This window comes from uncultured Ruegeria sp. (genome assembly GCF_947489545.1).
In the GTDB taxonomy this organism is placed as follows: domain Bacteria; phylum Pseudomonadota; class Alphaproteobacteria; order Rhodobacterales; family Rhodobacteraceae; genus Ruegeria.
The window spans coordinates 123,573-136,431 of record NZ_CANLDZ010000015.1 but is presented as its reverse complement, the minus strand read 5'-3'; the positions used below and the strand labels follow the sequence as shown (position 1 = coordinate 136,431).

Sequence of the window (12,859 nt, the reverse complement as noted above, 5' to 3'; positions counted from 1 at the left end):
TCGCTTCATCGCTTCATCGCTTCATCGCTTCATCGCTTCATCGCTTCATCGCTTCATCGCTTCATCGCTTCATCGCTTCATCGCTGCGCTTGCGGTGACCTGCACCATTCTGACACCCGGACTGGGGTCGTCTCCCGCCCAGGCGGATGTGGGGTGGCTTGATGGCTGGGGGGTGTTTCGGGTCCTTCACGAAAATCCCAGCTCTCCCAGTTTCGATACTTTCGATAACTTTATTGGAGTCGTTGATAATGGGAACAGAGCACCGTTGAGCCCTGACGGCAGCACACTGGATACCGGTTTTGCTGGGCTCTGGGTCGGCAGTGAGCATGCTGGTAATGGCAGTTTTAGGGTTTCTGATGGGCAGCGGTTTGTGACATCCAATGGCATAACAGTGCGTGGTGGCGAGTTCTCCGTAACTGGCGCGGGAGCGATCGTTGAGACCCAATCTATCGCGGTCTATTCCAGACCACAACACCACGGAAAGCTTAGTATTGCCGACGGTGGAGTTGTTAGGATCGTTGGGCAAGGTATTGGGTCCCCTCTTATTTTCGGACTGGATATTTACTGCGTCAGAGGTGATGGTTCCCGATCCCCGGACGCTGACTGCGCTCATGAAACCGAACTTGAAATCGATGGTGAGGGCTCCCTCTTGGAGGTAACTCCGCAGTCAAACGGCCGTTTGAGCTTCCTCAGCAGTTACGCCGATGTCCAGACATCAACCATTACGGTCTCGAATGGCGGAGTGTTCAGGATCGATGAGGCAGCGGGGGATTATTATCAGGTCCGTTGGGATGGCACGAAGTGGGTCCAAGACTATATCTCTCCAGAGGAAGCGAATGCTGACCCATACGGCGCCCACCCTGATGGTCATCTAACGTTCAACATTGGTGCGGCTTCGGGGGAGGAGGCTGTTGCGGCTGGATTTGTCGACTTCTACAAACCAGTCCCTCTGGGAGGCGCCACCAGCCAGCTCGTCTTCAATCACACCAATACCGACTATGAGTTTGGGACTGCGATTAGTGGCGCGGGCTCTGTTCTGGTCGAGAACGGCACAACAATACTAACCCACGAGAACAGCTATACCGGCGGTACCACGATTGTGGGCGGCACTTTGGCTATTGCCTCGGCAAATGCCCTCGGCACGGGCGATGCGACCTTCGATGGTGGTACGCTGGCAACCACCGAAGATATGGCGCTGGCCTCAAACGTAACCCTGTCAAATGGTGGCGGAAATCTGGATACAGCCGCGCACACAACCCTAACCGTCTCTTCCAACATCTCGGGCGCGGGTTCCCTCAGAAAGGCCGGTTCAGGTACGCTGACCCTGACCGGTGACAGCGACCATACCGGGGGCACAACGGTGTCCGAAGGTGCACTGCTGGTAAATGGTCGCGTTGATGGCGCGGTTACGCTGGATGGTGGTGTACTTGGTGGTGACGGTACGGTTGGCGCGGTGACCGTGAACAGGGGATCAACGCTTGCACCAGGCAATTCCATCGGCACATTGAATGTAGACGGGGACATCACTCTCACCTCAGGCTCAACCTACGCGGTTGAGGTGAACAGAGATGGTGATGCCGACCGTCTGGCTGTTACTGGTGAGGCGAGGGTTAGCGGAGCGACAGTCCACGTATCAGCAGAGAATGGCACGGATACCGGCATCACCTATGCGCCCTCCACACGGTATATCATCCTGACCGCCAGCGGCGGTGTCGTTGGTACCTTTGAGAATGTCACCGATACCTTCGCGTTTTTGGATTCCAACCTGGATTATGAGGCCAACGAGGTCATCCTCATCCTTGAGCGTAACGAAAGGGGATTTCATGACATTACCGACACGGAGAACCAGAGAAACGTAGCGATCGGTGTCAACAGCCTGGGTGCGGACAATGATATCTTCAGCGCAATCCTCGGGCTCAGCGAAGAGGATGCGCGGCGTGCCTTTGATGATCTTTCCGGGGAAGCCCACGCTTCGATCGATGGCTTGCTGATACAGAACAACAGTATTGGTCGCAATGCCGTCAACACCCGTCTCCGCAGCGCCTTCGACAGTGTTGCTGCGGGCAACCCACAGGCGGTTGCTGTCAACGGAGCTGACGCAGACTTGAATACCGGAACCCCCATGGCCTGGTTTGAGGGCTACGGCAACTGGAGCTCTATCAGTGAAACCGACGATACGGCTGCACTGGACAGCCTGACTGCTGGCTTTTTTGCTGGTCTCGACACAAAGACCCACAGTGGCTGGCGGGTCGGTCTGTTTGGCGGCTATGGCAACAGCAGCATGACCGTTGATGACCGGGACTCTTCGGGAGATGCCGACAGCTTTGTTCTGGGCGCCTATGCCGGTTATCAGCTGAACAACTTTGGCTTTCGGTTCGGGGCAAGCAATGCCTGGCACAGCATCACCACTGAGCGGGATGTAACCATCGGCAGCTTTTCTGATGCGCTGAGCGCAGATTATGCGGCCACCGCGTTCCAGGCCTTTGGTGAGGTTGGCTACACCCACACAACCCGGATCGCCCGGATTGAGCCCTTCACCGGGTTGGCTCTCATCAACCAGCGCACGAACGATTTTGTTGAGGACGGGGGCGCAGCTGCGCTCTCCGCCAGCACCTCTTCACAGGCTGTGGGTGTCTTCTCACTGGGTACCCGGTTTGAGCGGGAGTTCGCGGGCTTCGGCAATAACGCAGCCTTGCTGAGCGGGAGCCTTGGCTGGCGCCGCGCGCTTGGTGATCTGGATCCGGGAAAGACCATGAGCTTTGACGGAAGCAGCGATGTCTTTACCGTGACCGGTGCTCCCGTTGAAGAGAACACATTCCTGGTCGCGCTCGGCCTGAGACATGAGGTGGAGGGCGTCCTCTTGGATGTGGGCTACTACAGTGAATTCGGCGACCTCGCTCAAAACCAGGGCCTCAACCTGAATGCCTCGTTCAGGTTCTAAGTCATGTTGACGGGAGAGCGCTTCACCGGTTTGAGCTATGGTGAGGCGTTCGACTGCTTTTGTTGCTTGGAACCCATGCGCGACCGCCACAGGACAAGACCGACGCAGTCCATAGGGCCATAGGCCCTACGAAGGCGAAATCCTGCAGGAAGGTAAAGCGTGTCAAAGATATTGAACCCATCGGCTGGAAGAGCTGAGCTTCGCGATTAATCCAAACTCGAGACTTGGCCAGCTAAACCCACACATGTGGCGAACCCGCCGCTTTGCAAAGCGGTGATCCTGCTTTATCTACTGCTCGATAGAGATACATCCACTTGCCGACCTCGATCCCTACCCCGCGATCTCCTCAATCTGACAAGGCAGCTCTCGCTCATGCAGAACCGCGCCCTTGCCGTCGACAACACAGATCGCGCAGGACCACAGCGAAACATCCAAGCCCGCAAATACTCCATTCGAAATCCCCCATGTACACAGATCTCCTGTGATCATATCGGGAGCCCCACCTCTGATCACGGTCAGCACAATTACGCATGCTTCGGGCACTTAGGGTTTATTCTTACCAATTCGGGCTTGTCGCAAAGAAGGTCTGGTGCGATCCCAAACCCACTTAGGTGCCGTATTGAGAATGATTGACCGAGCGCAAGGCTGTCCCATTAAAAGGAGCGTAGTTTCTGTTGGAAAGTATCCCTTATCAGGAGTAACAGAATGCGCCTTTCTTTTTGGGCTGAAAGAAGAACTGAAGAAGATCTTCATTCATCATCGAATGACCATGAGGATCTGAGTGTTGTCGCCAATCGGAATGGTTTGTCCGCGATGATCTTCGCCGTCCACAGATCGCCCTTCTCTGGCGAACGTTTAGCCATCACAGCGCGCGATGTCATACCGACCAGCAACAGCTTGCGAATGTAGCGATCGCCCTGCTTCGTGATCTTGCCCAGACGTTCCTTTCCACCACTGGATTTGTTGAGTGGGGTCAGTCCGAGCCAGGCCGCCAGATGGCGCCCGGTCCGGAACTGTTTTACGTCGCCAGCTGCACAAATGGGGCACGACGTGAAGCTCATGCCCGCTGGCTATGCCAAACCCTATTTGAAGCGTGGCAAGAACGATGCCGTTGATGCTGAAGCAATCTGTGAAGCGGTCTGCCGTTATGTTATAGTAGCCGCTTGAAATCCAAGTGCGGTGGTCCGCGCCCAGATACATTCCGCTGTGATAGTTGTTGGCTATGCTATAATAGTGCATCGGTATTGGATTGCTGTCTCAATACGGCTGATAGTTTCCTATTATACCCTCGGTCGCAGAGTGGCGCGGTGGGGGGGTGCGTCTAGTCGTGTTACGCATCGCCGGAATTTCTAATCTCAGGTCTGCGTCAGGAACCATATTGGAGTAACGCCAAGTCAATGACTCAAGAACTTTGGACCATGAGCGCTCGACCAAAACGAGGAAGCGATAGAAACCGTATCTTTACGATACAACAAACCCATTATGCTGGGGGAATACTTTAGATCGCTTCCGCAGATGTCAAAGTCCGAAGAAACTTGAGCAAAAGCCAATGAAGCCAATGTTGTGTTGTTTCATGTGGCTTCGGGGCAAAACCTTTCGAAGATAGATCGGTTTTTTAGGAAGTTGGAAATGAAAGCTATTGGGGGAAACTATGGGCTCCTTATTATAACCCGGTTCAATTTATTGCTTCCTAGCACTGAACTACCCCACTAAATATTGAGAGTGTCATGTCAAAAAATACAAAGATATCTCAAATGAAAACAGTGCTGATTTGTCTTTTTGTGTTTATCTCTTCGGGCGTCTTTATTCCGCTGTTTGGGAATGTTCTTGATGCCGGTGTAGAAATATCTGGCGTCACTTGGTTTTTCATTTCATTGAACATCGTTTCGGCTTTCTTGCTGGGTATTTTTATTTTGAAATTTTCAATCGTTCGATTGGCTAGTCTTTTTAGGAGAAGATAATGGCTGGTGGAAAGAAAAATTCTAGCGGACCAGAAACTGGTTTTGGGTATACGGGCGGGCAACAAATACTTGGAGCGACCGAAGATGAATATGTTGGGCCCTTCGATGGTTATTTTGGGCTTTCGCATGATGTGGAGACTATCCAAGGACACGTAGACGCATTCAATATTTCGAATGGTGAATTGGGAAACGCTAAGATTGGACCAGCATCGTTTTCTCTTTCTCGATACGAAGATGAGAATACAGGGCAGGTAACATATTCTGTTTCCGGTACGGTATTTGGCTATGGTTCACGTGTGGACGTAGTGCGGGATCAAAATACTAAGACCACTGATTTCTCCGGTCATTTTGTTGAAGATCCCAATTTGGGGCTCGGGCTTGGTGCTCAGTTTGGTGGTATTGGACTAAGCTATGACGCCACATTTGGCATCAACGACCAGGGTTTGGTCTTGGATGAGCATGTGATCTTTGGAAGAGGGCACAAGCAATGGCATGGCGTTTATAGTGTTACTGACGATGAAGCTGTGTCCCTACCTTTTTCTGGTGACATTGGATCAGTCCAGCGTCTCAATTCACTGAGTTTTGGGAATGAACAGTTTGCCATCAGTCTGAACTTGCGGCCCGGAATACTAGATCAATTGCCCACAGATCCCAGGGCAGCAATTGAGTTTTTAGGTGGTATTTTGGAAGCCACTGAAACTGGAGCGACCCACCGCGACGACGGCTCGGTAGATTTCTGGAGCAACGGCACCGTGGTCGGTCGCACAAACGCCAAGAGCAACTATAGCGACGATTTTCTCGACAACTACGGCACCGTCGATACCGACGGTTACGCAAGTGTGGGCATTGGTGGCCATGTTAGGGGTCTGGGCGACTGGCTAGGATTTGATGGGACGTTTGGCCTGGATGGTGGGTTTAGTAAGCCAGGTGAGGGCAAACAGCCGGACACCACACCGGATTCTGGTTTGCCATCTAAGCCTGACGGCAATAGCGGTGGGTCTGATCTAGCCCCCATAAGCTCACCAAGGCCAAGGGCGCGCGAAGATCGCGACAATGACAATGGTGGCGGTGGTTCTTCAAGCGGTAGTAGCGGAGGCAATTCGGGCCGGAGCGGGCATAACTCCGGAACGGGTATGTCTGGCGAGGACCGCCCGATCATCCTCGACCTGGACGGTTCAGGCATTGAGCTGACGGAGTTGTCGAACTCGACGGTGTTTGTGGACAGCTCTGGCGATGGTTTGCAGAACCTGACGGCCTGGGCAGCGGCCGGCAATGGTGTGCTGTTCTATGACGCGGACGGGGATGGAACGATCTCGGAGACACGGGAGTATGTGTTCACCGAATGGGATCCAACAGCGACAAGCGATATTGAGGCCCTGCGGTCGGTGTTTGACACCAATAGCGACGGGGTGTTTGACGCCAATGACGACGCCTGGAGTGACTTCAAGGTTCTGGTGACACAACCCGACGGCTCTTTGGTGGCGAAGACGCTGGATGAGCTGGGGATCACCTCGATTGATCTGACGGCGGATGCGACCAATATCGAACTGCCCGATGGCTCGGTCATCACCGGCACGACAACGTTCACCTGGTCCGATGGCAGCACGGGTACGGTGGCGGACACGCTGCTGGTCTCAGACACTGCAAGCTATCGCATTGAGGAAAGCGAGGATATCGACGCTCACGGGGTGCGCATGCATATCCAGACAGGGTATGGCGCAGATGGCGCCATTTCTTTTGTGATCACCTCAGTGACCACAGCAGACGGGGCTTCGATCACCAACAGCTATGACAAAAATGGCGATGGGGTCGTGGACCGCATGCAAACCATCGAGACGGTGACCAACTCCGATGGCAGCAAAAGCGAGACGGTCACCAACAAGGTGGGTTCCGATTTTACGACCGGCATTCTGGTCAGCGAGACCAGGACCACCACCAGTGCTGATGGCCATACGGTGACCATCGAGCGGGATTCTACTGGCGGCGGCTGGTACGACCAGGTTGAAGTGCGCACCACCCATGTGGATGACAGCATGACCATCGTAACCACGGATCGTGATCCCAACGGCGGTGTGATCCGCAGTTCGACCGAGACGGTGTCGGCCGACGGGCTGACACGTACGGATGCGATTGACGAGGATGGCGACGGGTTGGTGGACCTGACCATCACGCATAGCATCGTGATCAACGGAGATGGCAGCCGGTCAGAGACGATCGAGCACTTCAACCAGGATGGCTCACTGCGGAGTTCGGTCACAGAATCTGTATCCGTAGATGGCCGGACTAAGAGTATTGCGCGTGATCTGGATGGCGATGGAGCGATTGATACACAGGAAGAGCTGAGCATTACAGTCAATGCGGATGGGTCAACCAATTCAACCCTGACAGTGAAGAATGGCGACGGCAGTGTCCGCAGCGCAAGTACGCATTCCCAATCTGACGATGCGCTGACCAAATCCTCGGCTATGGATCAGGATGGTGATGGCGATGTTGACCTGACAACCATTGAGGCCACGGTGATCCACGCGGATGGCAGCCGCGAGACGGAAACAACGCTAACCAACACAGATGCGTCGGTGCGCGCCAAAACAAAGGTCACACTGGGCAGCGATCAGGTCAGTTCTGAGACCTGGGTTGACCACAATCAGGACGGTATCTTCCAGGCCACCGATCTGAGCCGGAGTGTCACGGTTGACAATACAAGTGGTGAGCGGACCACCACCAGCTGGACCCGCAACGCGGATGGCTCGTTCAGCGCGCAATCCGTCTCGGTCTCCAGCGAAGATGGGCTTGTGGTGACCACTGATGTTGATGCGGATGGCGACGGCGATACAGATCTTTCAACCTCGGATGTGACGGTTGAGAATACAGATGGCAGCTCGACACGCACAATCACGGAGCGGGCGCAGGATGGTGCGCTCAAAGGCGAGCAGGTGGTGACCACCAGTGCGGATGGTTTGATCGTGACCACCACCTCCGACGTCAACGGTGACAGCAGCAAGGATGGCAAGTCGGTCTTGACGCAGGTCTCGAATGGGGATGGCAGCACGCTGCAGACCACAACCCGTCATGCGGGTGATGAAACCACATTGCTCGGAGAGACAACTGTCTCTCAAAGCGCGGATCGTCGCCTGACGATTACCACCAGCGATGCCAATGGGGATGGGGCGACGGATACAACCCTGCGCTCAGAGAAGCACGCCGATGGCAGCATGACCAAGCTGGAGACCAGGTTCAGCGCGGATGGGGCGACGCTCTCGACCCGGCAGACAGATGTGAGCGCGAACGGGCTAACCGTCACAACAGCCGTCGATCTCGATGGTGATGGGGACACTGACACGACATCTGTTCAGGCCACTACTCTGAATGCGGATGGGGGTCACACAACCACGAGCACGATACACAATGGCGATGATAGCCTGCGCAGCCAGATGGTGACAACTGTCAGCGATGACGGGTTGGTGACCACCACAAGTGAGGACACGGATGGCGACGGTGTCTCCGAGCGCAGCGTGACCGCGACAACTGTGCTGAACGCGGATGGGTTGAGAACAACAACTGAGGATGTACAGGCCAGCGATGACAGCCTGCTGTCACGCTCGGAAACGCTGGTCAGCGATGACGGGCTGACGGTTGAGACCCGCGCAGACAATGACGGAGACTTCTCAGCGGATATTGTCACCACACGCGTGACCACCCTGAACGATGATGGCAGCACCACTGTCACGGCGGAGGTCAGGGATGTCACCGGGGCCAGCGATGAGTTGAGATCGCAGGGGGTGACCACCACCAGCGATGACGGCCGGGATGTCTTTGAGACGACAGATATCAACGGTGACGGCCAGGTAGATATGCGTGTTCATCGTGTTGTCGGCGATGATGGCCATGTCACGGTCACGCAGACCGAGCTGAACAGCGATGGATCGCTGCAAAGCCGGATCACTACCGAGACCAGTGACACCGGGCTTGAGAACACCACGCGCTATGATGCGGATGGCGATGGAGCCTATGAGCGCAGCATGGACAGCACAACCGTTCTAAGTGCGGATGGCTCGACAATGCGGACTGTTGAGGAAAAGGCGGAAGACGGCTCCGTCTATCGCCGCACGATTACCGAGACTTCGCGCGATGGCTGGACCACCACGACACGGGAAGACCGGGACACTGACGGGGATGATGATCTCACGACGACTCAGGTTTACGACCTGAGTTCGGCCGGGGTTGAGACCACCACTGTCACCCGCAGCGCTGCTGATAGTTCAACGCTCAGTACGGAGACTTCGACTGTAAGCGCAGACAAGCGAAACACTACTCGAACTGTGGATGTTGATGGGAATGGTCAGGCTGATCAGGTTGTCACAACGTCGATTTCGGATGATGGACGGCAAACCCGTGAGGACAATTTCTACGACGATTCGGGCAACCTGTTATTAGTGAGCGCGACCGCTGTCAGCAGTGATGGTCTGACCACCACGTCTCGTACCGATCGGAACGCGGATGGTATGGATGAGCTTGTTACCACATCTATCACGACCCTTGGCGCGGATGGCGGCCGGACAAATTCGGCTTCCTACACAGACGGTATCGGAACCCAGTTTGCCAAGACCACATCTACGCAAAGCGATGATGGGCTCAGCAGCGTCTGGAGCGCTGATTTTGACGGGGATGACACTTTCGAATTTGTTACAACTGACGCCACCACCTATCAAGCCGATGGGGTTGTTGTTGGAACCACAACAACAACCGACGGGGATGGCACGCTTCTCTCAAGCGTTGTGTCTACGACCTCGGGCAATGGCCTGATCACGTCGACGCAAACGGATATAGACGAGGACGGAACCACCGATCAGACCATCTCGCGTACCGTCGAAGCCAATGGAGCCTGGTCTCAGACCACGCAGCAATTCGACGCAAGTGGAGCATTGGTGCAGGCCGCGACAGTTTCTGAAAGTGCGGATGGTTGGACGCGGTCTCGCTCGGTTGATACGGATGGCGACGGAAACGCGGATCGGAACAGCGCGACCACTATTGATGTGGATCGTACCAGCGTGTCCACCTGGCGGGACTTGAATACGGATGGGTCTGCGTCTCATGTCATCAGGGGTTCAGAAAACGCCAATGGGGCTGAGGCAAGCTACGCGTTTGATCTGGACGGCGATGGATTGGTGGAATTTGAACGTGAGACCGATGTCAGCTTTGATGGGGCGGGAAATCGGATCACGCAGTTCACAGAGATGCATGGCGCACGGCTGAACTTCTCGGAAACCGTCACAACCTCTGCCAATGGGCTATCGCAAACCGTGACCACAGATATCGATGGGGATGGGGATACGGATGTTACGCGGCAATCCGCGACAACATTGCACAATGACGGGCGGCAAACACTGAATGTTACCGCGAGCTATGTGGATGGTAGCACCAAATCTACATTGGTGCGCGACACAAGCGCTGATGGCCGCACCGTCACCGAAACTCGGGATTATGACGGCGATGGCTTGAAGGATCTGGACGTTACCACCACGACAGGGGCTGACGGGCGCTATAGCCGCGTCGAAAAAACCTATGATACAGAAGGGGATCTCACCAATACCAGAACAACAACGGTCTCTGCCGATGGTTTGATCACAACGATCAATACCGATGATACCAAGTTCAGCGTAACCGGATCTCCGATTGGCAACGGCACTTACGAGACCAGCTATAGCGGCGAGAAACAATCCTTCACAAGTTCGCATCAAGTGGATGGTGCGGGTTTCGTAACCTGGGTGTTGAGCCAGACAAAGGACGGGACAACAACACAATATGAAGCGCGATTGACCGCAGATATGAAGGCGCGGGTCATTGCTGAAGGTGAGCGGCTTTATGACACGCTGCTGGATCGGGACATGGATCGCTCGGAAGCGGAAGCGCTTGTGGCTCGTGTTCGGAACGGTGAGCTGGACATTGAAGGCCTGGCAGGTGACCTTCTGCAATCTGACGAATATACGATGCGCTATGCGGATAAGAGTGACGCATCCTTTGTCAATCAGACATACCTGAACACCCTGGGTCGAGGCCCGAGCCTGGATGAACTTGAAGAGGCGCTGACAGGGCTCTCGGGAGGATCACTCAACCGTGCTGAGCTTGCGGCTGAACTGTCGGAAGGATTAGAACATATCGTTGTTGGAAATGGGCATATGTCGTCGAACAACTTTGATGTGTTCCTGAATCCGGCGCAAGCCGAGAGAACCACCGATAAAGCCTATATCTCTTCACTGGCAGAGAAACTGGTTGGTGTGTTCTACGACACAAAGCTGTCGGGGATCGCATTGGATCTGCTGGTTGAGCGGGCTCACAACGGAACCGAGGATATTCTGACACTTGCAACGCGGCTTGCGAGCGAGACAGCGGATGTTGATCCGGATGTGGCTGTTGATCTAGCGGGTATGAGTGATGCAGATTTTGCAACACATGTGCTGCGCAACGCATTTGGAACGGAGCCATCCGCAGCGGATGTCACGCTTTGGAGCGGGTATCTGGCAACTGATCAGCTGTCGCGTGGCGAGTTTGCCTTGGTGATTGTGCGCAGTACAGAATATGCAGCAACCGGATCGCTGCCCCAGTCGAGCGCTTCAATCGTGGAGATTGATGCAAGTGATCCACAGAACTATACGGTTGGGCAACAGGCCATTGATGGTGTGACCGGCGACGATCGGAACAACACTATTGACGGGTCTGCGTCGTCCCGCAGTCTCGAACTCTCAGGTGGCGCTGGAAACGATATCCTGTCCGGCGGAAGTGCTGCGGATTTCCTCTACGGTGGCGCTGGAGCCGACACACTCAATGGCAATGCCGGAAACGATTACCTGTTCATCGATGCTGCTGACCTGACTTCGGGCAATGTACAGGGTGGGGCGGGTTTTGACACTGTCAAAGTGCTCGACTCAACTGCGATCAACCTGGTGATGGTGAATCACAGTGTTGAGGCTGCTTTTGGCGGGACCGGAGCGGATACGATCTCAGGAGCGGGTCATACCTATGGGATTCTGATCTCGGGGGGCGCTGGCAATGACTCTGTTACCGGTGGCAATGGGGGTGACTACCTCTATGGGGATGCCGGTGCAGATAACGTTGTTGGTTGGTACGGCGATGATTTCTTGTATGGCGGTTTCGGAGACGACAGCCTGTACGGCGGCGCTGGCAATGACAGTCACTTCGGCGGAACCGGCGATGATTATGTTTTTGGCAGCAGCGGCAATGACATCCTGAACGGCGGCGCAGGTGCAGATGAGCTGCGCGGCGGGACCGGCAATGATGCGCACTATGGCGAAGCGGGTGATGACTGGCTCCTTGGCTGGACGGGTGATGACATACTTGATGGCGGTGATGGCAACGATGAGTTGGAAGGTGGTACTGGTGCGGACACACTGATTGGTGGTGCAGGCACTGACAGAGCGTTTTACTACAACTCTGGCGCAGCTGTCTTCATTAACCTGGATGCTGGAACTGCCAGTGGTGGCGAAGCCGCTGGAGATACACTGACCGGCATCGAAGAGTTGACCGGCAGCTGGCACAATGATCATCTGACCGGAGATGAGCAGGATAACTACCTGTTTGGCAATAATGGGCATGACATCCTTCGCGGCGGTGGTGGCGACGATGAAGTGCGCGGCGGTGCCGGGAATGATCAGCACTACGGCGATGCCGGAAATGATTGGCTCCACGGTTGGACAGGTGATGATCTGCTCGACGGCGGCGACGGCAACGATAACCTGGAGGGTGGTGCTGGTGCCGACACCCTGATTGGCGGTGCCGGGATTGACCGAGCCTTTTACACTGGTTCCGGAGCGTCGGTCACAATCAATCTTGCAACCGGCGCAGCCAGTGGCGGTGATGCGGCTGGTGACACTTTGACTGGCGTTGAGGAGCTGACCGGCAGTGCACATAACGACCACCTTACGGGTGATGCATAGGACAA

At 55.1% G+C, this 12,859-nt stretch carries 4 protein-coding genes and 2 pseudogenes; 3 read left to right on the top strand and 3 right to left on the bottom strand.

What is annotated here, in order from left to right:
* Positions 1 to 2,941 (top strand): autotransporter domain-containing protein (locus Q1B13_RS18845; protein ID WP_299082825.1); only part of this gene is annotated, 2,941 nt, incomplete at its 5' end.
* Positions 2,942 to 3,271: 330 nt separating this feature from the next.
* Here the strand turns inward: Q1B13_RS18845 and Q1B13_RS18840 are convergent.
* Positions 3,272 to 3,484: a hypothetical protein gene (locus Q1B13_RS18840; protein WP_299800221.1), complete on the bottom strand. Its 213-nt coding sequence runs from the start codon at positions 3,482 to 3,484 to the stop codon at positions 3,272 to 3,274.
* 329 nt (positions 3,485 to 3,813) lie between these two features.
* Positions 3,814 to 3,966: pseudogene (locus Q1B13_RS18835) on the bottom strand (transposase); the annotation flags it as partial.
* 10 nt (positions 3,967 to 3,976) lie between these two features.
* Here Q1B13_RS18835 and Q1B13_RS18830 point away from each other — a divergent pair.
* Positions 3,977 to 4,081: pseudogene (locus Q1B13_RS18830) on the top strand (IS110 family transposase); the annotation flags it as partial.
* A gap of 610 nt (positions 4,082 to 4,691) precedes the next feature.
* On the opposite strand, the gene Q1B13_RS18825 reads toward Q1B13_RS18830, so the two are convergent.
* Positions 4,692 to 5,030, bottom strand: a complete 339-nt coding sequence (locus Q1B13_RS18825) for a hypothetical protein (protein ID WP_299800219.1) — start codon at positions 5,028 to 5,030, stop codon at positions 4,692 to 4,694.
* A 177-nt stretch (positions 5,031 to 5,207) separates the two neighbouring features.
* On the opposite strand from Q1B13_RS18825, the gene Q1B13_RS18820 reads away from it, so the two are divergent.
* Positions 5,208 to 12,854 carry a DUF4214 domain-containing protein gene (locus Q1B13_RS18820; RefSeq protein WP_299800217.1) on the top strand — a complete coding sequence of 2,549 codons (7,647 nt, stop codon included), beginning with the start codon at positions 5,208 to 5,210 and terminating at the stop codon, positions 12,852 to 12,854.
* The last annotated feature ends 5 nt before the right edge of the window (positions 12,855 to 12,859 follow it).

Coding starts and splice junctions, on each gene's coding strand:
- Q1B13_RS18825 (WP_299800219.1), bottom strand. CDS start 5,030: ATGCGAAAGCCCAAAATAACCATCGAAGGGCCCAACATATTCATCTTC.